At 60.2% G+C, this 25,930-nt stretch carries 20 protein-coding genes; 1 reads left to right on the top strand and 19 read right to left on the bottom strand.

Annotation, left to right across the window (positions count from 1 at the left end):
* Positions 1–152: 152 nt before the first annotated feature.
* Entirely contained in the window at positions 153–794 is a 642-nt protein-coding gene (locus tag DW003_RS03440) for an RpiB/LacA/LacB family sugar-phosphate isomerase (protein ID WP_118270439.1), read from the top strand.
* 138 nt (positions 795–932) lie between these two features.
* Here the strand turns inward: DW003_RS03440 and DW003_RS03435 are convergent, their stop codons facing one another.
* From DW003_RS03435 to DW003_RS03345, 19 genes are all read right to left on the bottom strand, one after another.
* The gene (locus DW003_RS03435) at positions 933–2,882 is read right to left on the bottom strand and encodes an NAD(P)/FAD-dependent oxidoreductase (RefSeq protein ID WP_118387544.1); all 1,950 of its coding nucleotides are present in this window, start codon (positions 2,880–2,882) and stop codon (positions 933–935) included.
* A 197-nt stretch (positions 2,883–3,079) separates the two neighbouring features.
* Positions 3,080–4,297: an FAD-dependent oxidoreductase gene (locus tag DW003_RS03430; RefSeq protein ID WP_118387542.1), complete on the bottom strand. Its 1,218-nt coding sequence runs from the start codon at positions 4,295–4,297 to the stop codon at positions 3,080–3,082.
* Positions 4,298–4,400: 103 nt separating this feature from the next.
* A complete protein-coding gene (locus DW003_RS03425; RefSeq protein ID WP_158548902.1) occupies positions 4,401–5,306 on the bottom strand; it encodes a sugar phosphate isomerase/epimerase in 906 nt (301 codons plus the stop codon).
* A gap of 1 nt (position 5,307) precedes the next feature.
* Entirely contained in the window at positions 5,308–6,546 is a 1,239-nt protein-coding gene (locus DW003_RS03420; protein ID WP_099432661.1) for a glycoside hydrolase family 105 protein, read from the bottom strand.
* 107 nt (positions 6,547–6,653) lie between these two features.
* A complete protein-coding gene (locus DW003_RS03415) occupies positions 6,654–7,322 on the bottom strand; it encodes an SGNH/GDSL hydrolase family protein (protein WP_233545476.1) in 669 nt (222 codons plus the stop codon).
* Between the two features lie 68 nt (positions 7,323–7,390).
* Positions 7,391–9,556, bottom strand: a complete 2,166-nt coding sequence (locus DW003_RS09910; RefSeq protein WP_158573177.1) for a pectinesterase family protein — start codon at positions 9,554–9,556, stop codon at positions 7,391–7,393.
* 131 nt (positions 9,557–9,687) lie between these two features.
* Complete coding sequence (locus DW003_RS03405) at positions 9,688–11,283, bottom strand: glycoside hydrolase family 28 protein (protein WP_118387538.1); 1,596 nt, start codon at positions 11,281–11,283, stop codon at positions 9,688–9,690.
* Positions 11,284–11,397: 114 nt separating this feature from the next.
* Positions 11,398–12,957: an MFS transporter gene (locus DW003_RS03400; RefSeq protein ID WP_157758022.1), complete on the bottom strand. Its 1,560-nt coding sequence runs from the start codon at positions 12,955–12,957 to the stop codon at positions 11,398–11,400.
* A 379-nt stretch (positions 12,958–13,336) separates the two neighbouring features.
* Positions 13,337–14,821 (bottom strand): UxaA family hydrolase, encoded by a 1,485-nt coding sequence (locus DW003_RS03395; RefSeq protein WP_117817686.1) that lies wholly within the window; start codon positions 14,819–14,821, stop codon positions 13,337–13,339.
* 78 nt (positions 14,822–14,899) lie between these two features.
* A complete protein-coding gene (locus DW003_RS03390; protein WP_118387536.1) occupies positions 14,900–16,414 on the bottom strand; it encodes a tagaturonate reductase in 1,515 nt (504 codons plus the stop codon).
* Between the two features lie 96 nt (positions 16,415–16,510).
* Positions 16,511–17,938: a glucuronate isomerase gene (uxaC, locus tag DW003_RS03385; protein WP_118066407.1), complete on the bottom strand. Its 1,428-nt coding sequence runs from the start codon at positions 17,936–17,938 to the stop codon at positions 16,511–16,513.
* Positions 17,939–18,399: 461 nt separating this feature from the next.
* Positions 18,400–19,479 carry a LacI family DNA-binding transcriptional regulator gene (locus tag DW003_RS03380; RefSeq protein WP_117563666.1) on the bottom strand — a complete coding sequence of 360 codons (1,080 nt, stop codon included), beginning with the start codon at positions 19,477–19,479 and terminating at the stop codon, positions 18,400–18,402.
* Positions 19,480–19,624: 145 nt separating this feature from the next.
* Positions 19,625–19,825, bottom strand: a complete 201-nt coding sequence (locus DW003_RS03375; RefSeq protein WP_035136858.1) for a hypothetical protein — start codon at positions 19,823–19,825, stop codon at positions 19,625–19,627.
* A gap of 175 nt (positions 19,826–20,000) precedes the next feature.
* Complete coding sequence (locus tag DW003_RS03370) at positions 20,001–22,328, bottom strand: ferrous iron transporter B (RefSeq protein ID WP_118387534.1); 2,328 nt, start codon at positions 22,326–22,328, stop codon at positions 20,001–20,003.
* A gap of 123 nt (positions 22,329–22,451) precedes the next feature.
* Entirely contained in the window at positions 22,452–22,673 is a 222-nt protein-coding gene (locus tag DW003_RS03365) for a FeoA family protein (RefSeq protein WP_006234774.1), read from the bottom strand.
* Between the two features lie 39 nt (positions 22,674–22,712).
* Positions 22,713–22,955 carry a FeoA family protein gene (locus tag DW003_RS03360; RefSeq protein ID WP_231500839.1) on the bottom strand — a complete coding sequence of 81 codons (243 nt, stop codon included), beginning with the start codon at positions 22,953–22,955 and terminating at the stop codon, positions 22,713–22,715.
* 233 nt (positions 22,956–23,188) lie between these two features.
* Entirely contained in the window at positions 23,189–23,437 is a 249-nt protein-coding gene (locus DW003_RS03355) for an HPr family phosphocarrier protein (RefSeq protein WP_158573176.1), read from the bottom strand.
* Positions 23,438–23,857: 420 nt separating this feature from the next.
* A complete protein-coding gene (locus DW003_RS03350; protein ID WP_118387530.1) occupies positions 23,858–25,321 on the bottom strand; it encodes an amino acid permease in 1,464 nt (487 codons plus the stop codon).
* Between the two features lie 153 nt (positions 25,322–25,474).
* Complete coding sequence (locus DW003_RS03345) at positions 25,475–25,930, bottom strand: hypothetical protein (RefSeq protein ID WP_117765414.1); 456 nt, start codon at positions 25,928–25,930, stop codon at positions 25,475–25,477.

The raw sequence follows: 25,930 nt of genomic DNA, 5'->3' as shown, positions 1-25,930 counted from the left end.
TCACGCACCAGCCAACACAGGCGCTTCGGTTTGTGCGGAACTCGCGACAGACTTAACTGCCGACCGCCCGCATAGCTCATCGCGGGTTGGCTTTGCCGCCGCCCGCGCACAGAAACAAAAAACTGGAAGATTTAGTTGAAAGGTTAACTCAAATGAAGATCGCTCTAATCAACGAGAATTCTCAGAACTCCAAGAACCCTATGATCGAGGCTGCCCTTAAGAAGGTTGTCGAGCCCATGGGGCACACCGTCTTTAACTATGGCATGTATGCCGACGCCGACTCCAAGCCCCTCACCTACGTGCAGAACGGCATTCTTGCCGCCGTGCTGCTCAACTCCGGCGCTGCCGACTACGTCGTGACCGGTTGCGGCACCGGCGAGGGCGCCATGCTCGCCTGCAACTCCTTCCCCGGCGTGCTGTGCGGCCATGTTGCCGACCCGCTGGATGCCTACACCTTTGCCCAGGTCAACGATGGCAATGCCGTCGCCATGCCCTTCGCCCTCAAGAACGGCTGGGGCCAGGAGCTCAACCTCGAGTACACCTTCGAGAAGCTCTTTGGCTTTGGCTCGGGCAACGGCTACCCCGCCGAGCGCGTTGAGCCCGAGCAGCGCAACAAGAAGATCCTCGACGGCGTGCGCGCTGCGACCATGCGTCCGCTCGTCGACGTCCTGGGCGAGATCGATCAGGATCTGGTGAAGGGCGCCCTCGCTGGTGAGCACTTCCAGGAGTACTTCTTTGCCAACGCCACCGACGAGGCCATCATCGCCAAGGTCAAGGAGATCTTGGGCCTGTAATAAGGCCCACGGGGCGCACCGACCCCCAACAAACCGCCAGACAAAAGGCGCCGCGACGATCCATGTGTCGCGGCGCCTTTTTAGATTGGCTATCGCTTAAGTCACCGCAAGGCGGCCGCTCCCCTATTTGCCAAGAGCCTACAGCTCGCAGGCGACCTTGTAGCCGTCGCCGATGGCGTCGCGGATGTTGCCGCACTTCTGGGCATCGCCCAGCACGTGGGTGGCAACGCCGGCAACGGCAAGGTCATCGGCCAGCTTGGTGTTGGGGCGGTAACCCATGGCAAGCACCAGCGTGTCGGCGTCGGCGATGGTGTGGACCTCGCCGTCCTTTTCGTAACTGATGGTGTCCTCGGTAATCTCGGTCACCTTGGCCTCGGTCAGCACGTGAACGCCCTTGGAAAGCATACGCGTGATGAGGACCGCGCGACCGGCGCCGCCCTCGTTGGCGGCGAGCGTCTTGGTCATCTCGATAACGGTGACGTCGCGGTTTGCCGGCGACAGATCGTTGACCAACGGGGCCAGGTAATCGGCCGTCTCGCAGCCAACGGTGCCGCCGCCCACAATGACAATCTTCTTGCCCGGGAAAGCCTTGCCGCCCAGCAGGTCATCAGCCGTCATGACCTGCTTAAAGCCCTGCATAAAGGCCGGGGCGATGGGTTCGGCGCCATAGGCCAGGACAACCTCGTAACCCGCGTAGTCGCGCTGGATGTCCTCGGCGGTCAGCTCGGTACCAAAGACGCATGTGACGCCGGCCTCGGCCAGGCGACGGTACTGATACTTGATCACGCGCGTGAGCTCCTGCTTTGCCGGCGGAACGGCCGCGATGCGCATCTCGCCGCCCGGCTCGTCCTGCTTATCCACGAGCACCACGTTGTGGCCGCGCTTGGCGGCAATGTAGGCTGCCTCCATGCCCGCAGGACCGGCGCCCACAACGAGCACGTTCTTGGCCTCGGCGGCAGGCTCATAGCCGGCCTCGTCGCGCTCCACGTCCGGGTTGACGGTGCAGGAGATGCGCTTGCCAAACATGATGCCGTTCAGGCAGCGCAGGCAGCCGATGCAGGGACGGATCTCGTCGGCGTTGCCGGCAGCCGCCTTGTTGCAGAACTCGGCATCGCACAGATTGGCACGGCCCATCATGCAGATGTCGGCGGCGCCGTCCTCGATCAGTTCCTCGGCAATCCATGCCTCGTTAATGCGGCCGACCGTGGCAACGGGAATGTTGACGTGCTTTTTGATCTCGCGCGAGCAGGCGGCGTGCGAGGCCTGCTGCGTGCCGGCGGCGGGAATGGCGGAGCCGCGCTTGATGGTAGTGCCGCCCGACACGTGGATCATGTCGACGCCGGCCTTCTCCAAGCGACGCGAGACATAGATCATGTCGTTGAGGGTCAGGCCGCCATCGGTGTACTCGTCGCCCGAGATACGGACGTCGATGATAAAGTCCTTGCCGCAGCGCTCGCGAATCTCGGCGATGACCTCGAGCAGGAAGCGCATGCGGGCGTCGAGCGAGCCACCGTACTCGTCGGTGCGCTTGTTATAGAGCGGGGTCAAAAAGCCGCCGAGCATGCCGTGGGCGTGTGCCGCATGGACCTCGACGCCGTCGACACCGGCCTTCTGCATGCGAACAGCAGCGTCACCAAACTGATGCGTGAGCTCGTGGATCTCATCGACCGTGATGGGGCGCGGCGCCTCGCGGGCATAGGACGGGCCCACAAAGGACGGAGCGATCAGGCGCGGCGTGCCCGGAATGTTAAAGGCCATGTAGGCGGGGTGGAAGAGCTGCGGCATGATCTTGCAGCCATACTCGTGGACGGCTGCGGCGAGCTTTTCCCAGCCGGGGATAAACGTGTCGTCGTAGCAGCACATGTCACCCGGCAGATAGGTATAGGTGGGCTCGACCGTCACGACCTCGGTAATGATGAGGCCCACGCCGCCCTTGGCACGGGCACGGTAATGATCAACCAAGTCGTCGGTCACATAGCCATGATCGGCCAGGTTCGTGGACACCGGCGGCATAAAGACGCGGTTCTTGACCTCGGTCGTACCGACCTTGATCGGGCTAAAGAGCATCGGGTAGGCGGAAGACTCCATACAGGGTTCCTTTCGTTTGAGCCGCTCGGCGGCAGTTGCTAACGTACTTATCGTATCAGTAACCGCGCTGTACCCGACCGTACACGCTCCCCCGGCTTTTACTCAGCCCACAAAAAGTTGCGGTGGAATACGGAGTAGATAAGGCCTTTGACAGCCAAAACAGTCCGTATTCCACCGCAACTGATGGGCGGGGTGGGTTAGAGGCCCAGGTAGCTCGTCATGCCTTCGACGGCGAGCTTGGCGCCGGCTACGGCATGGACCACGGTGAGCGGGCCGTTGACCACGTCGCCGGCGGCAAAGACGCCAGGCACGGTGGTCATGCCGCACTCATCGACCGAAAGCAGACCGCGATGGTCGGTCTCCAGACCGCCCGTCGTAAGCACCAGCTTGTCCTTAGGCACTTGCGAGGCCGCAATCACAACCGTGTCGGCGGGCACATGGTCAAGTTCTTCCTCGTAGCCCACCACGTTGTCGTCCTCGTCAAAGATAGCCGTCTCGAACACCGGACCGTTATCGTCGATGGCGCAGATCGCCTTGCCGCGCACGATCTCGGCACCGTCAAGCTCGGTCAGCTCCACCTCGTCATCGATGGCCGAGATATGGCGCGATCGGGCATACACGGTAACCTTGCGAGCGCCCGAGCGCAGGGCCGTGCGGGCAACATCCATGGCCACGTTGCCGGCGCCGATAACCGCCACGTTCTGACCGATCGCCACGCTCGTGGGATCGACCAGGTAATCGATACCAAACAGTACGTTACCACGCGACTCGCCGGGAATACCCAGCTTGCGGGCGCGCCAGGTACCGGTACCGACAAAGACCGCATCGTAGCCGTCGCGCAACAGGTCGTCGATATGCAGCGCGCCGCCAATGGTGGTCGAGGGACGGACGCGTACGCCAAGCGAGCACATCACGTGACGGTACTTTTGCACGAGAGCACGGGGCAGGCGAAACTCGGGGATGCCGTACTCCAGCACGCCGCCGATCTCGGGGCGCTGTTCAAACACCGTGACGGCACAGCCCAGCTGGGCCATCTTAATGGCCACGGTAATGCCGGCAGGACCGGAACCGACCACGGCAACCTGCTTGCCGCACGACGGCGCAGGCTTCCACTCCTTACGATCCAAATATGCCGTCGAGATATAGTTCTCGATACTCGAAAAATGCACCGGTGCGCCCTTGCGGCCCTGAATGCATGCGCCCTCGCACTGGCCCGAATGGTTACAGACCATGGAGCAGACCGCGCTCATGGGGTTGTTCTGGAACAGCAGCTCACCTGCCTCTTCCAGACGACGCTGCTTGAACAAGTCAATGACCTGCGGAATAGGCGTCTGAACCGGACAGCCTTTAAGCTGGCAGAACGCCCTTTTGCAACCTAGGCAACGATTCGCCTCTTCGATAATGTGGATAGCCACGCAACTCCCCTTTTTGATGTAATCCAATGAGGCGACGATAAAAACCCTTCACCGCCGCCCCCAGTCAAGCAAACTCAATATGCCGCCACGGCAAAAGCCAATGCTATATCTCGCGATGCGGAGCCCCGCAGCGAGCGGACATGCGCTCGAGTGTCGCCAGGCAGCTAGCCGCCGTCGCCGGCACGCTGTTCTCGACCACGCAAGGAATCCCCGAACAGGCGGCAGCCGCCCAGGCCACCACGGGCTCAAAGTCATAGCGGCCCGTCTCGCCCACGCCGTGGCACACCAGGCGAGAACCCGTACCGTCGCACCAGCCGGCTTCGTCCTCGTTGTCGACGACCTCAAAATCCTTGGCGTGCAGCACGCGAATCTTACTGCCGCATAAGTAGAGCATACGCGCGGTGATTTCCTGCGCCTCGCCAACGACGCTGGGATGCAGCAGCGACACCGGGTCGTAGATCACGCCGAGCGCCGGACTCGGGACGCGCTCCAGCACCTCACGGCAGCGATCTGGCGTGTTGACCGTCTCGTTCCAGCCGGGCTCGATCAGTATTTGCCCACCCACGGCCTCGGCGCACTCGCAGACGCGCGCGAGTCCATCCATAAACGCATCGAGTGCCTCGTCGGTCATACGGTCGTCAGCAACGCGGTTCTGCGCATTGGGACGACCGGTCTCGGTGCCAACCGGACAGCCGCCGAGCATCTGAGCAAAGTTCAAGCACGCCTCGTACTCGGCAAAGTTATCCGTGAGCTGTTGTCGATCGGGCGTCGCCAGATTCTTATAACAGCCGAGCACGGCGACCGAAACGCCCGCCTCATCGAGCACCGCACGCAAATGGTCGGCGAGCTCGCGGGTCAGACCGCATCGATCGATTCCCATTGATGCATAGAGCACCTTGCTCGGCAGCTGAATGCACGAAAAGCCCAGCTCTCCTGCCATGCGAATGCGTTCCTCGACGGTCCCCTGCGGAAGGTCGTGTAAACGCACGCCCGGAGTAATGGCCCCCACGCTATTCACGCCCCTTATGAGCATTGATGCCCGGCGTGTAGCCACCAAACGGGTCGTCGATGGAACACACGCCCGAGGGGGCGAGCGGGTCGCGCTTGCCGGCCAGTTTGTCGTGGTGCATGGTCTCGATGTAGGCGAGCACCAGCGGCGCCACGCCCTTTGCGTCGTTTTTGACGACGGGCTCGCTCATGTAGTAGCCAAACGTGCCCTCGCGGTGCGCGGTGTTGCCAAGACCCGCCACCAGGCAGATGTTGTCGAGCGCCAGCTGTCCGTCGCGCTCGGACAGGCACGTGTCGCAGATACCATCAAACGCACGGCGACCGTACTGGTAGTAGCGCTCGCCCAGCACGCCCAGGCGCACGCCCTTCATGATGGCGTTGGCGAAGATGGCGCTGCCCGACTCCTCCAGATAGTTGGGGGCGATATTGGGCAGGTTGATGACCTGGTGCCACATGCCGGTCTTCTCGTCCTGATACGGCAGCATGGCATCAATCAGGTCGTGGAACATCTTGCGGATCTCGTCCTTCTCGGCCGACATCGAGGGCGGCATGAGTTCCCAGGTATCGATGAGCGCCATGGCGAACCAGCCCTCGGCGCGCAGCCAGAAGTTGGCCGAAAGGCCGGTGACGGGATCGCACCAGAACTGCTTGCGGCTCGCGTCGTAGGCGTGATAGTACAGACCGTTGAGGGGGTTGCGCATCAGGTCATGCACGACCTGGAACATATGGAAGCTATCCGAGCAGGCACGGCGGTTGTGGAAGCTCAGCTCGTACTGCATGTAGAACGGCTGCGCCATGTACATGCCGTCGAGCCAGATCTGGTTGGGATAGACGGCCTTGTGCCAAAACACACCCTCTTTGGTACGCGGCTGGGTCTCGAGCTGGCGATAGATCGTGTCCATGGCGGCACGGTACTTGGGCTTGCCCACCAGGTCATAGAGTTTGTAGAGGGTTTTGCCCGCGTTGACGTTGTCGAGGTTGTACTCCTGGGGATCGTAATGCTTGATGGTGCCGTCATCCTGGACAAAGAAGTCGATATAGTCGTCGGCGAAGGTCAGATAACGCTGCTCACCGGTGATCTCGTACAGCTCGATGAGCGCCTTGATCATGCAGCCGTCAATGTAATTCCAGGTGTTCTCCTTGCCGGCGCGAAGCTTTTCGATGTTCCAGGCCGGCGCCTGAGGCGTAGAGGTCTCGATCAACTGCTCGATATAACGGTCCAGAATCTGATTGCAACCCATTGCTGTCCCCTCTGACGTTATTGATGGGTGAACGTTTCCCCTAGTGTAACGCGAACGGGGATTATAGGGTGAACGTTAACCCTATAATCCCCGTGAACGGCAAACTTTTAACGGCAAACGGCGGTGAGGCCCGCAGCGATGCGATGCGCCAGGCGCTCATAGCCGGCAGGGCTGTAATGCAGACCGTCCGGCATGTAGAGCTCGCGGTGCTCCGGCAAAAACGGGCTGACGCCGCTTTGCGCATACAGGTCGATCACCGGCACCGAGTAGCGATCGCAGACCTCCAGCATCGCGCGCACATAGGCGTCTTGCGTCAGGCCCAGATGGTTGGCCTCGTTACTTGCCGGAATATCCTTCTCGTGTTTGCCGCTCGTCTTGCACGGCGTCATAAACACCAGCTTTGCCTGAGGCGAGCGCGCCGTGATGGTGCGGATCAGGTAGTCGAGCGCACCGTAGAACTCGTGCACGTCCGTGCTGCCCAGCTCTCCCAGCGGCACGTTACGGCTAAAGTCGTTAACGCCGCCAAAGACGATGCAGATATCTGCCGTGTGATCGATGCCGTCCAAGCGCTCGACAAACGAATCGCTACGGTCGGCCTTGACGGCAATACGCGAACCCTTAATACCAAAGTTCTCGATCGTAGCGCCGCCCAGCAGCGCACCCAGGTGCGAAGTCCAGGAGATATCGTTGCCTCCCCCGCCGCATCCGTTATCGCCCCAGGTGGTCGAATCGCCAAAGCAGCAGATGGTCGATTCGCTCAAGTTTTTCGTTTCCATATTCTTCTCCTCACCCGCACACCGGCGGTCATACAGGTACATACCGTTCATTCGCAACATCCGAGGGGCTATGCGTGGGCGCATTCCGCAACTTGCGAATCGAGCCATTCGATATCCTCGGCAAGATGCGCCACGCCCAGGTGGTGTCCACCCGGGCAGACCTCGTGCAGAAGGTTTTCGTCCTTGCCCAGCAGCGCGTAGGCGTCGCGAACGATATCGAGCTGCTCGTCTACGTTCGCAAGCCCGCGGGCGCCGTTGAGATGGTCTTTCTCGCAGCTCTGAACCAAGAGCGGCCGTGGCGCGACAAGCGATGCAATGTCGCCCATGTCGAGCAGACGCCAGAGTCCAGACGTGTAATTGCAGCTGCAATTGCCGTTGAGGTGCAGTAGCGAATCATCAACGCCGTACAGATAGCCCGAGACGAACGCCTTGCGCACGCGCGGGTCGAGCGCGGACAGGTACAACGTCATGTAACCGCCGCCCGAAAAACCAAAGCAGCCCAGGTCGTCCATGGCAATGTCACCGCGTGTCTCCAAGTAATCAATCAAGCGCATGTTGTCCCAGGCGTTGAGGCCCGCGACCGTAAGACCCAGCGGCTCGGCCATACGTGCTTGGTTCAGACACGTACCGCGCAGATAGCTGTTCTCGTCGTCGCCCTGACCCTTCCAGTCACGACGGTATCCCCAACCACGCGCATCGGGGCAGACGGTCACATAACCCATGCGCGCCAAACGCAGACCGTAGTCGTAATTGAACTTACGCACGGCATCGTCGACCGCCGGCACGCCCGCAACGCCGGCTATGCTTGCAGCACCCGCCCCCTGGTGACCATGCGGGCAGATATAGCAGCGCTTGAGTCCCCGCTCGTCAAGCTTGGGGCGGGACGGCTCCAACAGGTAAAACGGCATCCACACATCGTGCTCAACCTGCAACACCGCATGAGTACGCACGATGCCGCCGGCAACCCGCACGCGATTGAGCTCACGAATCTCAATCGGGGCGCGGTCCATAAGCGAAAGACCCAAAATATCGTACAGACGAGTCCTGGTCGCAGCCTTCCATGCCTCAAAGTCTGTGGGAGTCTTGCCCGTAAATGCGGCCGAGCGCCCTTCGCGCTTCAGTCGGGCGCGCAGCGCAGGCTCGTCCTCGTAGTACGTCTCGATGTGCACGGTGCGGCCATTGGCAGATAGCCCGGCCGTCTCTACCGCATCACCGTCGCCGCCCTCGGGATCCCAACCATCCGTGCCGGCAAGCACTCGGTCACGCGTATAGCGTTCGGAATCCTGACCGGTCAGGCAATGCGCCCACGGCACCCAAGCGGCAGTATCACCCGCCGGGCCAAACAGGGTACCGCCGGCATACAGGGTGCCGTCATGTGCCGCTGGCTTATTCCAATCCCACCAACCCTCGAGTGAAATATGGGAGCCCAGCCAGCATTCGAGCAAAACGGTCTGGGCCCACTCGCGCCATGGACGACCCAGATAGACCGATCCGGGGGCAATGCCCTCATCGGCTGTAAACGAACAGCCATGAAACACAAATCCGTATGGCTCGCCCTGAGGCGTGGAGGCTGCCGTTACATACCCGTTGACATCCATATCGCGGTTGAGCGAGCGAATCTCACACCCCTCAAAGTAGGCACGCGCGCCGCCAAAGATAAAGTCGACATCGCCCTCGATCCGGCAACGTCGAAAATACTGCCGCCCCACCCGGCGCGGGGCAAACTGCTTGGGGCCTATAAAGCCGCCCGGCTTGGCCTCGCGCGGCGGCAGCGGCCCCAAAAAGAGCGTGTCCTGGTGTCCCTTAATGCAGCAGGCATCGACAACCAGGCGGTCACCATCGACATACAGGGCAATCGCCTGACCGACCTCGCGCCCATCACCGGCGTTGTTTTCGATTGTTAGACCCGCAAGCGTCACGTCGTCGGCATCGACCAGCACCGTGTACGTACGGAAGGTGCCGAGTCTTCCATCCTGGCCGCTACCGTCTTCCGAAGGCATCTTGGCACCCAGGCCTCCCACGATACGCACGCTGTCGGCCGTCTCGCCCTCGAGCGTCACATGCGGACGACGAATTTCGACCCGTTCGCGGTACTCACCCGGCGCCACCAGCACGCGCACCGGCACGGTCGCATCGGGCACACACCGCTCCGCCGCCTCGAGCGCCGCCGAAATGCTGCGATACGCGCCTTCGCGTTCGAGCGATACCTCAAAGAGCTGTTCTTTACCACTCATCTGTCATTACGCTTTCTGTCACAGAACACCCACCATGCAATACCGGCACCTATAGATTGCGTGCGACAGCCGGGCAGACCCGACCGTCGCACGCCTCAACATGCCGTATTCACTTGTGCAGGAGCACTACCCTACGCGCGGATAACCTTGTCGACGTTTTGCAGCTGCAGCTCGTCGCCATCCTGACCCTCGATGCGCACGTTCTGCAGGTCGAGGACTTTCACGTTCTGCGCGATGATGCCCTGGCGCACCATGGGCTCCACGCCGCAGGCCATGGCCGGCACAAAGGGCTCGGCATCGGCGGCAAAGGTCACATGGACATCCTGGAACGTCAGGCGCGTCACCTTGCTCTCGGGAAGGCCCGTGGTATAGGCCGCGGCCGCATGGCAGTTGGTGGCCTCGATATCGCAAAACGTCGTGGCGCCAAAGCCGGGCGTACGGTCGTCGACGGGCAGCGCCTCGCGAGACTGCACGTAGTCGGTCTTGCCGTCCTTGTCGCAGAAGTAGAACGAGTTGACCACGAAGGGCGTGAGCACCTTATCCATGCGAATGTGCTCGAAGGTGATGCCCTCGTTGACGGCGTCCTTGCCGCGTCCGCGGCGTGTCTTGACGCGCAGGCCGCGGTCGGTGCGCTCAAAGAGGCACTTGCTCACGGTGAGGTCCTTGATGCCGCCGGCGGCCTCGGATCCCAGCACCACGGCGCCGTGGCCGTCGTGCATGTAGCAGTGCGAGATCAGCACGTCGTGCGTGGCGGGACGGAGCTCGGGTTCAATGCCCAGTTTGCCGCTCTTGATGGCGATGCAGTCGTCGCCCACCGAGAACTGACAGCCAAGGATGCGGACAAAACCGCAGCTCTCGGGATCGAAACCGTCGGTGTTGTGGGAGTTCTTGGGACCCTCGATGGACAGGCACAGGGCATCGACGTGCTCGCACAGAATGGGATGGATATTCCACGCCGGGCTGTTGCGCACGGTAAAGCCGGCAAGACTCACGTTTTCGCACTCGGACAGGAAGATCATGCGCGGGCGGGCGATCTCGCGGCCCTCCTCGGGACGGAAGATGTTCTTAAAGTCCTTGTTCCACCAGTTGTCCTCGGCAAAATCGGTCTGGCCGTCGATGGCGCCGCGGCCATAGATGCACACGTCGTGCACGCTCAGGCCCGTAAAGGTCGAACAGTAGGTCGAGAAGCTCTCGCCCTCCCAACGGCCCAGGGGCAGCATGTCGGTGCCGGCGTACCCAGCCCCCTCGTCACCCGTGACCGTGCCCGGAATGTAGGCAAGCGCGGCGCGGTCGTGGCGGGCCAGCAGCACCGCGCCCTCGGCAAGCTCGATGTTGATATTGCTCTTAAGGAAGAGGGACTTGATGCGGTAGTTGCCGGCGGGGATCAGCACGCGCCCGCCCTTGGGGCAGGCCATGATGGCAGCCTGAATGTTGGTGGTGTCATCGTGCTCGGCATCGCCCTTGGCTCCGCAGTCGCGAACGTTGATGGTAAAGGGCTCCGCCGGCGTGGTGACGCCTACGCTCAACTCGCGCTCGCCGCAGACAAAGCGGATCAGGTTGCGCTTGCCGGGAGTCAGGCCATCGACATAGGTCTCGACCGTATTCGTGGTACCGGCGGGCTCATCGTTGACAAAGATCTCCCACGTATCGGCACGGGTAAAGTAGCCGCCATCGTCGAGCTCGATAACGGCCGCGCGGGCATTGCGCCAGATAACGTTCGTCTCCATGGGTCTCTCCCTCAAATGTAATCAGAAGTTCATACTAGTCGTTTTTAAAAAAGGGCCGTACCCGCCGGTGGATCTCCGGTGGCACGGCCCTGTGGTTTGGACGATGCGCCTGCCCTACTCGGCGGGAATTACGCTGCCGTCCTGGAAGCCAACATTGTTGTGGGCGAAGCAGTCCTCGTACTTAAAGCCGGAGAGCTCCTCGCAAAGCGCCTTGACCTCGGGCTTGACGTCGGCCATCTTGCCACCCTCCTTGACACGGTGGATCTCGTCGCAAAGGATGTCGCACTGCTCCTTGTCAATCTTGATGCCGCGGGCAAGGACGGCCGCGAGCAGGAAGAAGCCAGCGCAGCCGATGAGCATGTAGCCGCAAATGTACAGAGGCACGGTGGCGGGCTGGGTCACGGCGTCGCTGTTGCCGGCGGTCTGAATGAAGCCGGAGGCAGCAAGGACGATAGCCCATACGTTGACGGCAACAGCCTGGGCGATCTGCTGGCAGAGCTGCTGTGCGGAGCTGTAGATGCCCTCGCGACGACGCAGGGTGATGAGCTCATCGACATCGGGGATGTAGTTGAGCAGAACATCGGGCAGATACTGGAAGCCAACGTAGAAGAACTTCCAGATGGCGAAGATGATGGGGTAGGCGATCATGGCGATGGCGACCGTGGAGGTGCCGTTGATCTGACCAAAGGCGAAGTAGTTGTAGGCGATGATGCACGCGGCGCAACCGACGTTTGCCAGGTACCAAGACTTGTGGAAGCCCTTCTTGGCCATGAGGGCGACCCAGATGGCGGTGCAGACGATAGCGACGACCTTGCCGGGCATCTCCATCACGGACTCGTAGGACTTAGGAATCTGCAGACAGTAGACGATGAAGAAGGACAGGCACGCAGACCAGCAGGCAGCGGCGAGCTTCGTGGAGACCTGCGCATACAGGACCTTGCGGAAGGACTTGTTGCGGAAGGTAGAGATAACGTCGATGAAAAACTTCTTGATACCCTCGCCGACGCTCTCGATCTTCTCCTGAGCGACCTCCTCGGGGGTGTGCTCCCACGTGGACAGGTACACGCAGAGCAGCGAGATTGCCATGACCGAAGCGTTAATCGTAGCAATAATGAAGTAGCTGAACGGGTTGGTCTCGCCGAAGGTGCCAAAGCCAAAGCCGACGAGTGCTGCCATCAGGAAGCCGGCGGCGTTACCAAAGAGGTGCTTGTAGCCGGTGAGGTACGTACGCTCCTTGAAGTCATCGGTCATCTCGATGGTAAGCGGCGACAGGTTGGCGGTGCAGAACGTGTACGCGACGTTGTAGATCAGGTACAACACAAAGTAGTACGGGAAACCAAACGGCGTAGCCACAAAGATGAGCGGCTCGGCGACCATCATCGGGATAGCCAGCAAGATCCAGAAACGGCGGCGGCCAAAGATGCGGCCGATCTTGGTAGCGTAGAAGTTATCGGCCACAAAGCCCATGAGCGGGCACAGAATGGCGTTGAGATAGATGGCGAACGAGCTGATCAGCGCAGCCTCGCCTGCGGACAGACCGCACTCCGTGGACAGGAACAGCACCATGTAGCTGTGCGTAAAGCTCAGGGCACCGGAGTTGAGCATGCCGCCCATACCAAAGCCCAAGCGCGTCCAAAATGTGATCTTGCGCTTTTTACCGATCTTGTTAGTCATCGAGCTCCCTCTCTTTTCTCGATTGTCTTGTAACAAGACATTGGAGTCCATACCGATGTCTGTCTGCATATCGCCCACTCGTAGGGTGAACGTTTAGCTAGATTATGCGCGATTGCATATGATAGGTGAACGTTCACTTGTATATTATCCTTGAACGGTCGTTTTTTGCCGTTAAACGGACATCTGACTTGAAAAAAATCACGATTACATGGGTATTGAGTGGGTTTAAATTTGAGGTCGATTAGGTGAACGTTTATTGTTTTCGCCGCTCCCGTACCCTCAGAAAGACACGCCCGAACAGACAGAACAAACATGGCCCCGCCGGGAACACTCCCGACGGGGCCATGGTCAATAGCGCCCTATGCGAACCCATTTACCGCTACAGGCAGACGCCGTCCTTCCAGATGCTGATCTCGTGACAGCCGCGGCGCTCGGCACTCGTAAGCTTGCCGCTCGCCGTCTCTAGCACCAGCTGGTACAGGTCGTGGGCAGCCTCGTCGAGCGTACGCTCGCCCGTGGCGACCACGCCGGCGTTAAAGTCCATCCAGTTGGCCTTGTGGTCGCACAGACGCTGGTTGGTGAACACCTTGAGTGTAGGCGCCGGTGCGCCAAACGGCGTGCCGCGGCCGGTCGAGAACAGGATTACGTGGCAGCCGGCAGCCGTCAGGGCCGTGGTGGATACCATGTCGTTACCCGGGCCGCACAGCATGTTCAGGCCATGCTTGGTAGCCTGACCGGCATACGGCAGCACGTCGACGATGGGGGCAGATCCGCCCTTTTGCACGCAGCCGCAGCTCTTGTCCTCGAGCGTGGTAATGCCGCCGTCCTTGTTGCCGGGGCTCGGGTTCTCATAGACGACCTCCCCGTGGCTGATAAAGTAGTCCTTAAAGCCGTTGAGCATGTCGGCAGCTGCGTTAAAGACGTCCTGGCTCTCACAGCGATCGAGCAGAATGCTCTCCGCGCCAAACATCTCGGGAACCTCGGTGAGCACCGACGTGCCGCCGCGGGCGACGACCATATCGCTCACGCGACCGATCGTGGGGTTGGCGGTAATGCCCGAAAGACCGTCAGAGCCGCCGCACTTAAGGCCAATGACCAGCTCGGAGGCAGGAATGGGCTCACGCTTGGCCTGCTTGGCCAGGTCGGCAAGCTCGGACAGGATCTTGTGACCCTCGACCTGCTCGTCGGCTACATCCTGGCAGGCGAGGAATCGAACGCGCTCGCGATCGAAGTCACCGAGCTCGTCGAGTACCTGCTGGTGCGTGCAGTTTTCGCAACCGAGGGACAGGAACAGCACACCCGCAGCGTTTGCGTGACGCGAGAGCGCCACCAGCAGACGGCGCGTCTGGGCATGGTCGGCACCGGTCTGCGAGCAGCCAAAGGGATGCGGGAAGTAGTAAACGCCCTCCAGCGAGCCCTCGACCAGATCCTGAGCCTGCTCGCACATGGCACGTGCGACCTCGTTGACGCAGCCGACCGTGGGGATGATCCACAGCTCGTTGCGCGTGGCGGCGCGGCCGTCAGCGCGGCGGAAACCCATAAAGGTCTCGGGCTCAACCGGCTCAACGACCGGATGCGTCGGGTTGTAAGCGTACTCGACCTCGCCCGAAAGGTTGGTCTTGACGTTATGCGTATGAAGCCACTGACCAGGCTGGATGTCGCCCGTCACGTGACCGATAGGAAGACCGTACTTGACGACGTCCTCCCCCGCCGCAATGGCACGCACGGCCATCTTGTGGCCCTGCGGAATATCCTCCGCGGCAACGACCTCGCCCACCCCGGGAACCGCGACGGCGGTGCCCTTGGCAAGCGGCGACAGCGCGACGATCACGTTGTCGGCCGGATTGATCTGGATAGTATTCATTACAAAGAGTCCTAACCCTACAGGTTGAGCAGAAGTCAGCGGGCGCCCACCAGTTGCCCGGCGGGCGCACAGAAGGATTTAGGCCTGGGCGTTGGCAAATGCCTGCTTGGCGCCCTCGGCGCGCACAACGGCAAGCGCGTTGACGACAAACTCCTCAAGGCCGGCGATCTGCGTAAGGTCCTCGCCCCACATCTGCTCGTTGCTGAGCACGTCGTGCACCAGCTCGGCATCGTCTGCACCGGCGTGGGCGGCGTAGAAATCGAGCACGAAGGCATCGTCCTGAGCGGTGTACTCGGTGCCGTCGGCGCGGCGCAGGTGCAGGCCGTCACCCTCGCGAGCAACGAGCTCCTGCGTATAGAAGGCAATGAGCGTAGCGAGGCTCGTCGCCAGGCACTTGGGCAGGCTGCCGGTCTCGGCAACATAGTCCTTGAGCGTGGGCAGGTCGCGAGCACGCCATTTGGCGGTTGAGTTGAGGCAAATGGAGAGCAGCGCGTGGTCGATAAACGGGTTGTCGAAGCGGTTCTCGACGGCGGCGGCAAAGGCCTTGCAGTCCTCGACATCCAGATCGGCGGCAAGCGTCGGGATGACCTCGTCGTAGAGCATGGTGTTCATGAAGCCACGGACGGTCTCGTCGTGCATGCAATCGCGCACGATGTCAAAGCCGGCAACCCAGGAGCCCGGAACAAAGGCAGTGTGGGCGCCGTTGAGGATGCGGACCTTGCGCTTCTTGTACGGGGTGACATCGGGGGTCACAAAGACGCCCGGCAGGCCGGCCTTCACGAAGGGAAGCTTCTCGGCAAGCGACTCGTCGCCCTGGATACCCCACATCTGGAAGGGCTCGCGCACGGCCAGGAAGGGATCCTCGTAGCCCAGGCGCTCGGCCACGGCAGCGGCCTCCTTGGGGTCGCGGATGCGGCCGGGGACGATAGTGTCGACGAGCGTGGTGCAGACGGTGCAGTCGTTGGCCATCCACTGCGAGAACTCGTCCTCCCAGCCCCAGTCGCTCACGTACTGGTTCATGATGCGCAGCAGCTCCTCGCCGTTGTGATCGATGAGCTCACAGGCGAGCACGATGACGCCCGGCTTGCCGGCGGCCCAGCGGGTGTGGAGCACCTGGGCAAGCTTAGCGGGGAAGCTCGCGGGCGGCATGTCGTCGGCCTTGCAAGACGGATCGTAGGCAATGCCGGCCTCGGTGGTGTTGGAGACGATAATCTCCAAATCGTCGGAGACGGCGACCTCCATCATGGCGCGGTAGTCGTCCTCACGATACGGATTGAGGCAGCGGCTGCAGGCGCTGATCACACGGGACTCGTCGACCGTGTTGCCGCTCTCCTTGCCGCGCACCAGCACGGTGTACAGGTCGTCCTGGGCATTGATGCCGTCGGCAAAGCCAAAGGCGCCGCTGATGGGCTGCACCATGACAACCTTGCCGTTCCAGCCGCTTGCCTCGTTGCCCATGTCAAAGAAGCGGTCGACAAAGGCGCGCAGGAAATTGCCCTCGCCAAACTGCAGAACCTTCTCGGGCGCGTCCTTGGGCAGCAGGTAGCCCTTGTAGCCGATCTTCTCGAGCGTCTCGTAGCTGATGTTCTCCATCGATGTCTCTCCTTAGATAGCCGTTAGCGTGCAGGCAAAACGGGGGCGCCGCGTGTGGCAACGGCGCTCCCGAGTTCGGTGTGATTCGATGCGGGTTTAGGCCTCGACGGTATCCAGGTCAAAGCCAAAGTAGCGGACCGCGTTGTTGTAGCTGATGTCGCGCACGATGGCTCCCAGCAGCTCCATGTCGGCCGGATACTTGCCCTGCTCGACCCACTCGCCGATCACGCCGCACAGCACGCGACGGAAGTACTCGTGACGCGGGTAGGACAGGAAGGAGCGGGAATCGGTAAGCATGCCCACAAAGTTGCCCAGCACGCCCTCGTTAGCCAGAGCCGTAAGCTGCTCGCGCATACCGATCTCGTTGTCGTTGAACCACCAGGCAGAGCCGTTCTGGATCTTGCCGGCGGTCGGAGCCTCCTGGAAGCAGCCCATCACGGTATCGATCATGGTGTTGTCGATGGGGTTCAGGCTGTACAGGATGGTCTTGGGCAGACCCGTGGACTCCTGGATGGAGTTGAGGAAATCGGCCAGCTGGTCGGACGGCGTGTAGTTGGAGATGCAGTCGTAGCCGGTATCGGGACCGAGCTTGGCGAACATAGCGCGGTTGTTGTCACGCTTGCAGCCAAAGTGCAGCTGCATGGCCCAGCCAAGGCGGACATACTCGCCGGCGACGAACTGCATAAAGGCCGTCTTGTACTTGAGGACCTCGTCCTCGGTAAGCGGCTCGGCGGCAAGGCCCTTGGCAAAGATAGTCTCGATCTCGTCGGCGGTAGCCGGAACGTACATAACGTAGTCGAGCGCGTGGTCGGAAGCGCGGCAGCCCAGCTCGTGGGCAACGTCGTAGCGCTTGGAGATGGCAGCCTTCATGCCCTCGAAGTCGCTGATCTCAACGCCAGCAACCTCGGAGAGATGCTTGCAGTAGTCGGCGAACTCCTGGCCACGCTCGATGCGCAGGGCGGCATCGGGGCGCATGGCGGGAACGACCTGAACGTCAAAACTGTCGTCGGCGGCAATCTTCTTGTGCCACTCAAAGCTGTCGGCGGGGTCGTCGGTAGTGCAGATCATGCGGACGTTGGACTGCTTGATCAGGTTGCGGCAGGTAAAGCTGGCCTCAGCGAGCTTGGCGTTGGCAAGGTCCCAGACCTCCTGAGCGGTTTTGCCGTTCAGGACGCCCTCGTAGCCAAAGTAACGCTTAAGCTCCAGGTGGCTCCACTCAAAGACGGGGTTGCCCACACAACGGCCCAGGGTCTCGGCCCACTTCTGGAACTTCTCGCGAGCAGGGGCATCGCCGGTAATGAAGCGCTCGTCGACGCCGTTGGCACGCATCAGGCGCCACTTGTAGTGGTCACCGCCCAGCCAAACCTCGGTGATGTTCTCAAAACGCTTGTCGTCCCAGATCTCCTTGGGAGAAATGTGGCAGTGGTAGTCAACGATGGGCATGCCCTCGGCAAAGTTGTGGAACAGCTCCTCACCGGTTTTGGTGCTCAGCAGGAAATCCTGATCGTCCATGAAGTTTTTCATCAAACAACCCCTTTGTTGGCGGAGCGGGCGCACGATGCGCTCGTTATCCTCTAGGTGAACGTTCACTATACTAATTCATTGCGACTTAAAAGGTGAACGTTCACCTAACCACCATGGGGTGAACGGTCGATTTTGTCCGTTCAACGGTTGTTGGAGCCGTGACACGCATGCATTGCGGATGGACTAACGTCCCCGAACACCGAACCTGGGCGTTTTTGCTCAGGTGGGTCATGTCTCGGCGTACATTTTTGGGAATATTCAGCATCGGGGCGTACTGCGCACCGTCCTCGACGCCCTATTTGATGCGCATATCGCGCCCGATCGGCATAAAAAAGTGCCTCCGATGGCGATTTACGCCATCGGAGGCACTTAAAACAGTCGTTCTGAGCCTCTTTCGGAACACGCCATTGCTGAATACTCCAAAAAATGCACGTCGCAAGAGGGGGTACCTGACCAAACGGCTAAATTCCCGCAAGCTCGCAGTAGCGGTCGACGTTGCTGGCAAACACCATCTCCACAGCACCCTTCTGCACGGGCTCCGCCGGAGTTTTACCCCACAGCAAATACTCGCCCAAGGTCTTGGCACCACGGTAGGCCAAGCTCACCGGGTCCTTATAGACGATATTGGTAAAAATGCCACGGCGTAAGGCCAGGGCGCTCTCGGGGAACAGGTCGTTGCCGATCACCATGACCTTGCCGGCCTTGCCGCTCGAAACAAGCGCGTCAGCGACCACCTCGGAACCAACGGCAAAAACGCTACAGATGAGCTCGGGAGCATCCGGCGCACTCAAGCGCTGCTCAAGCTCGCGCTCGAGCTGTTTGACTTGCGCATGGGCACCGGCAAGGTCCTCAACCCGCCATGGAATATCGTGCTCGCGCAGGTAATTATGAAAGGCGCGGGCGGTCAGATAGTGCGAGTCGGTATAAGGGTCGCCCGCCAACAGGAGCACGCGGGCGTCAGCCCCAGAAGCGTGGACCAGGTTAGCCGCCTGCTCTGCCATAAGACTGCCCGCCGCGGAATAGTCCGCCAGACTGGCACCCAGGCGATCGAGGTGCGGTCGGTCGCCGTCGACGAGCTCGATCGCCACACCCGCCTCGGCAATCTGCCTCAAGAGTTCGGTTGCGCGGTCATCGCCCGGAACATAGGCAAGCAGACCGTCAATCTTCTCGCCTACCTGCAGACGCTCATCAATCTGCTCGAGCGCATCGGCGTAGCCGCCCACGCCAAATTCTACGCGCTCAACCGTAATGCCCTGATCGATGACCTCCTGCTCAAAGCGGTTGCAGCCTTCCCAAAGGTAACGGAAAAAGTACGCCCCCTCGCGCGATGCGCGGGGCAGGCAAAACACCAGGTTGATATCCTTGCGCCGCAGGCTTGAGGCACTTGTGTTGCGATGGTAGCCCATGGCCTCGGCCTTGGCATTCACCTTGGCACGCACGGATTCGCTCACGCCGGCCTTGCCCGTCAAGGCCTTATGCACGGTATTGATGGAAACGCCAAGCTCGGCGGCTATGTCCTTCATGGTTACGCGAGCGCTCATGGGGTTACTCCGTTATAGATAAGTTGCCAATTAACAGTACAGGTAACGATACCCCAAAATCACTCTTCAACTCGCCGCGCTCTCCCCCAAATGTGCAAAGCGCCCCGCGAACGGATGCTCGCGGGGCGCTTGGGTGCCTGGACCTTTATTTGATACCGCGGCCCAAGTCTTCGGCGATTTTGTCTACGCCCTTAAGTGCGGCGCAGGTCTTTTTGTTGGAGCAATGTCCTGTGCAAACGCCACCTTGAGCGCAGTCGGCGCAGGTGCCCTTGCGATAAATGCGCACGCACACGGCGACAAACGCAATGCCGATAACAGCCAGTACAACAATATCGATAGGTGCCATAGCAAGCCTCCTCTAGTTAACCACCACTTACTTTACCCCATTCTCCACCTGCCAAAAAGGGACAGGTATATTTTGGTCGGTTTTATCTGCGGAAACGCCACATCTCCCTCACCAAAAAGCCCGAGTGTCGCTGGGACACCCGGGCTCGTGGAAAGGGGCTAATCCTTATTCGGACTTAAGCGGAAACTGCGGCGGAAGCAGTGTTGGTCTCGTCCTCGTCGGTCCATGCATGCTTGGGCATGGGACGGAAGATCTGGAAGAGCATCGCAACCAGCAGCACGATGGCTACAATCGTCCAAATACCAAACTGGCCCAACACAAACAGGTTGTAGAACTGGTTGATGAACAGGCCGATCACCCAAGCGAAGGCGCACTCATAGCCGATGGCAATCGCGGTCCACTTGCCGGAGTCCATCTGGTTGCGGATAGTGCCCATGGCGGCAAAGCACGGAGCGCACAGCAGGTTGAAGGCACCAAAGGCCACGCAAGCACCCATGGTGGGGAACATGCCCGCAAACGCGGTCCACAGGCTCGGGTCGGTCTCGCCAGCATCGGCGACGGAGAGCAGCGAGCCGGCGGTAGCGACGACATTCTCCTTAGCCACGAGGCCGGAGACGGTCAGCGCGGTGGCCTGCCAGGTGCTAAAGCCGAGCGGGGCGAAGATCCAAGCGACCAGGTTGCCGAGCATGGCGAGCACGGAGTAATCCATGAACTCCTCGGGGATGCCGTCCATCGCAGGCAGGAAGCCAAAGGAACCGTTATAGCTGCCAAAGTTGGAGAGGAACCAAACGACGACGGTGGACGCGAAGATGACCGTACCGGCCTTCTTGATAAAGGCCCAGCAGCGCTCCCACACGTGCAGCGCCCAAGAACGGATCGCCGGGAAGTGGTAGGCAGGAAGCTCCATAACAAACGGCGTCGGGCGACCGGCGAAGAGCTTGGTCTTCTTGAGCATGAGGCCCGAAGCAATGACGGCAAAGACGCCCAGGAAGTAGAAAAGCGGGCTGATCCACGCGGCGGTGGTGGAAGAATCGCCGATGATGGAACCCATGAGCAGGGCAATGATCGGCAGCTTAGCGCCACAGGGAATAAACGTGGTGGTCATGACCGTCATACGGCGGTCCTTCTCGTTCTCGATGGTCTTGGTGGCCATGACGCCGGGGACGCCGCAGCCAGAAGAGACGAGCATCGGGATGAACGACTTACCGGACAGGCCAAAGCGGCGGAACACGCGGTCCATGATAAAGGCGACGCGGGCCATGTAGCCGCAGTCCTCCAGGAACGACAGCATCACAAAGAGCAGGAACATCTGGGGCACAAAACCAAAGATGGCGCCCAGGCCGCCGACGATGCCGTCGCAGACCAGCGAATCGACCAGGCCACCATCCTCGGTGCCACCCGCCACAAGGGCGTCGTGCACCACGGTGGTGATACCCGGGACATAGGGGCCGTACTCCGCCGGGTCAATCGAATCGGCGTCGTCGCCCGCGGCCTCGACAGCCTCATCGTAGGCGTCGCGGCCCTGACCGAGTACGTACCAACCGTCGGTGCCGAAGAGCTGGTCGTTGGTGAAGTCGGTCACCGTGCCGCCCAGGGTAGAAACGGCGATGTAGTACACGCAGAACATGATGACCACAAAGATCGGCAGGCCCAGGATACGGTTGGTAACCACGCGGTCGATCTTCTCGGAGGTGCTCATCTTGGCAGGAGCCTTGGTCATGCACTCGTCGATAATGTGGGCAATCACGCCATAGCGCTCGCCGGTGATGATGGACTCGGCGTCGTCGTCGCAATCCTGCTCGCACTGGGCAACCAGCTGCTCAACGCGAGCGGCCTTCTCCTTGGTGAGGTTGATGAGCTTGCAGGCGTCCGCGTCGCGCTCAAACAGCTTGACAGCGTAGTAGCGACGCTTGTTGGCGGGAACGCTCGCCGGCAGGTTGTTCTCGATGTGGTCCAGAACGTCCTCGATAGAGGAATCGAACTTGTGCTCCGGCACCTGGCCCTTGGAAGCAGCGGACTTCTTAACCTGCTCGAAAAGCTCCTTGATGCCCTTGTTCTTAAGGGCCGAGATCATCATGACCGGGCAACCGAGCTTCTTGGACAGCTTGTCGGTGTCGATCTTGTCGCCGTTCTTCTCGACCAAGTCGGCCATGTTGAGGGCGACGACCACGGGCAGGCCGGTCTCGATAACCTGAAGCGCCAGGTACAGGTTGCGCTCGAGGTTGGTGGCATCGACCACCTGGACGACGACATCGGGCTCGCCGCTCATGAGGTAATCGCGCGAGCACTGCTCCTCGGGGCTGTAGGGGGAAAGCGAGTAGATGCCGGGGAGGTCCGTAATCGTGACGTTCTTGTCACTCAGGAGCTTGGCTTCCTTTTTCTCAACCGTGACGCCGGGCCAGTTGCCAACGTAGCCGTTGGCGCCGGTGATCAGGTTGAAAAGCGTGGTCTTGCCGCAGTTGGGGTTACCCGCCAGCGCGACATGGATCTGAGAATCCGCCATTCAATCCTTCTTCCTTGTGTGCCTGCGCTGCTTTCTCCGCGCGGGCTGGATAATGTGCTTCAACGTTGCAAGTTTAAGTTAGAAAATCCTAACTTTATCTGCAGAAATATTCGCCGTCGGCCCTTACTGGACCTCGACGACGGCAGCCTCCTCCTTGCGGATGGAAAGCTCGTAGCCGCGCACGTTGATCTCGACCGGATCTCCGAGCGGTGCAACCTTAACGACCTTGAACGAAGTGCCCTTGATGAGGCCCAGGTCCATAAGGTGACGGCGAAGCGCGCCCTCGCCGTGAAGCTTGACGATGGTAGAGCTCTCGCCCACCTTAACGTCACCCAACGTCTTCATATTCTTTTCCCCCTTTCAGCTTTTATGAAATGCTGCGAACTAACCGACGGTCATGATGTGCATGGCGACCTTGGTATCGATACCAAAGCGTGCGCCCAGCACGGTGACGATGATATTGGCGCCACTCGAGCTCACCACGTGAACCTCACTGCCCTCGACAAAGCCGAGGTCCTTGAGGTGGTGCTTCATGTCCTCATTGCCCTTTACACGAGACACGTGCACGGTTTCGCCCGCTTTCACCATCGAAAGCGGCATGGCCGGCATCTGCGGTCCGCAAGACATGAGTGTGCTCCTAACGTCAGTTCGTCCTCAACATCGACGCAGCAAAAGTTAACCACGTCTATGTTCGCTACAGTAAACTAGCACGTGGTTAACTTTTTGGAAAGGGTTCCTATTCAGTTTTCGGAAAAGTTTCCCATACGAAACAAAGGCACCGCAAAGACCGTCTCTTTGCAGTGCCTATTGATACCAATTTATGTAACAGAGGGGACTGCCCCTTTGTCACATTGTTGAGGTTAGAGCGAGAGGTTTCTGATCGATGTGACGCAGGAGGCCTCATCCACGCCCGAAACGCGAAAGACGACACTCTCGCCACATTCGCCGTAAAGCGCCATGAGCCCCATTACATCGCGGCCGTCGGTATGGCGATCGCCGATGCTGACCGATACGTTGCTACGATGCTTGGCAATAATGTCATAGAGCAGCGCAACCGGGCGGGCATGCAGTCCCAACGGATCTTTAATCGTCTTTGTAAACTCGACCATGTCCCCTCCCACGGCATCGCACATTCGGCCGGCAAACCCAGCCACGTGGTAGTTATTGTAGCGTTAGATGCTTGTCGAGAGCTCCTCTGAACACCTCGTGGGCAAAAAGTGGCAAATATGAGTACTGTCACCAATTTAGTAGCAGCAAAATCGAGAGCAAATTGCCTCCTTTGAGCGATTCGAAGAGGTTGAAAGCCGTCAAACGCCCTTTAAAGGGGGTTATATAAATTGATTTTGAGCCCGTTTTGCTCAGAACAGGCCGAAAAATATGACACCTCTTTTGCAACAATACTCATATTTGGCATTTTTTGACCACGGGGTCCAAAACCATGCCCCAAAACACAAAAGGAGGGGCCTCGTAAGGCCCCTCCTTAGGAAAGGGAATCGATTTATTCCACAGCCGTAGATTAATCCTAGCCGCTACTCCATCATGTCGAGGACGGAGGGGCGCAGCTCGCTCTCGGCGGCCTCGGGATCGGTCTCGCGCAGGCGGTTGATATAGCGGTTGTACCACATCACGGCAAGGCCCAGGAAGACAACCACACCGCCAACGTTGTAGACCAGCGTCAGCCACAGCGGCTGATCGAGCGGGATGGTGCCGCAGACAAGCACAAAGCAGAAGACCACAAGCAGGAATGCGGCAACGACCAGACCAAAGCTGCGCGAGCCCATGCGGAAGCCACGGGGAGCGGCGTCGAAGTTCTTGCGCAGCATAAAGTAGGCAAGCAGGATCAGCAGCGGCGGGAGCAGAGCAGTGGCAGCCGTCATGTTGGTGACGATCATGAGCAGGTCGTCGAGGTTACCAGAGCCCAAGGCCGGGATGATCAGGATGGGGACGACGATGGCGAACTGCAGCCAAGCGGCGCGGGCGGGAATGCCGTGCTCGTTGAGCTCGACGATCTTGCTACCAAAGACGCCCTTGGGGATCTCGGTGAAGAAGACCTTGATGGGAGCAGAGGTCCACATCATGAGGGAGCCCAGCGTGGCAGCGAGAAGGATCAGGCCAATGACGCGCGTGGACACTTCCATGGGAATGCCAAAGTGGGCAAAGACAGCGCCGAATACGTCGAAGATACCGGTGGAGATGGCAACGCCGCCCTCGGGAATGAACAGGTTGACCAGCAGCGAAGCGCCTGCGTACAGAAGGCCGATGGTCAGGCCGGCGATAACGACGGTGCGCACGAAGGCCTTGACGCCACCCTTAAGGTCGTTAGGGAACACGCCGACAGACTCAGCGCCGCCAACGCCCTGGATGATCCAGGCAAGCGTACCGAAGAAGCCCCACATAGTTGCGAAGTTGCTCGTGTCGGGAGCCATGTTAGCGGGGGTAGGAGCCGTAGCGAACTCGACGCCGCCAAAGGCAGCAGCCAGGGACAGCAAGATGAACACGGCAGTCAGGCCGAGAGCCGCGGTCGAGCCGAAGGAGGAAATGGAGCCGATCCACTTAGCACCCTTGGTCGAAACCCACGTGGCGATAGCAAAGACGACGATCTCGATAATGGTGATCCACAGCTGCGAGAGCTCGGCATTGGCACCAAAGAACACGTAGCTCGCGTAGATGATGACGTTAGGCAGGACGGACGCAAAGTAGAACAGGTTAACGAACCAGTAGCTAAATGCCGTCAGGAATGCCCAGCGACCGCCCATCGAGGTCTTGACCCAGGCGTACACGCCCGACTCGGAGTCCTTGTTAAGGCCGACGAATTCGGCGGTAACCAGGGTATAGGGGACAAAGTACAAAAGCGTAGCGAAAAAGAACGACGGCGCAGCTGCCAAGCCGATGGCCGCGTTGTTGTTGATGATGTTCTTGATACCGAACACGGCGGCGACCGTCATGCCCAGCAGAGCGAACGAACCAATCGTTCCTCGTTTTTCAGAGCTCATAAGCCCTCCCAATCATCCGTTATATCTCATCTAAAACCGTCCGGACTGCAAGCGCAATCGTGGACGGCGCACCTGCTAAGGGGAATGGGGAAAAGGGAGTCAACAAAGCCATCCCCCTTAACGGCGCGAAGCAAACGTCCAAACGGACGAATACTACTTGTTGGGGAAGGAATAACCTTCAACCGTCACGTGCAGTACCACGACGCGGGAATCCGCGGCATCGGCCACGACACGGTAGGCCTCGTCAATTTCAACGACGGCAACGCCGCCGGCGGGAATCGTCACGGTCTCCCCCGCACCCTCAAAGCGCTCGCGATCATCGATATCGCTGTAAGCACGGATGCAGGTGAGGTCTGCCTTGGGGGCAACCTCGACGGTCAGGTCGCCGTCGAGCGGAGCGAGCACGGCATGGTAGCGACGGTGACCGACCAGATCGGCGGTAGCGGCCTCGCGGGCATAGACCCACCAGTACACCAACGAGTCGCCGATGGAGTAAGCCACGTCGTGCTGCAGGTCGGCAACGCCATCGAGCGCCTGACCGGTGCGCATCCACTTCTTGACGGACTTCATCTGAGCGTCGAAATCGGCGCGCGAGTTAAAGACATGCAT

The organism is Collinsella sp. AF36-3AT, assembly GCF_003475205.1.
Taxonomy (GTDB): Bacteria; Actinomycetota; Coriobacteriia; order Coriobacteriales; family Coriobacteriaceae; genus Collinsella; species Collinsella aerofaciens_AF.
This window is presented reverse-complemented; position numbering and strand designations above follow the sequence as displayed.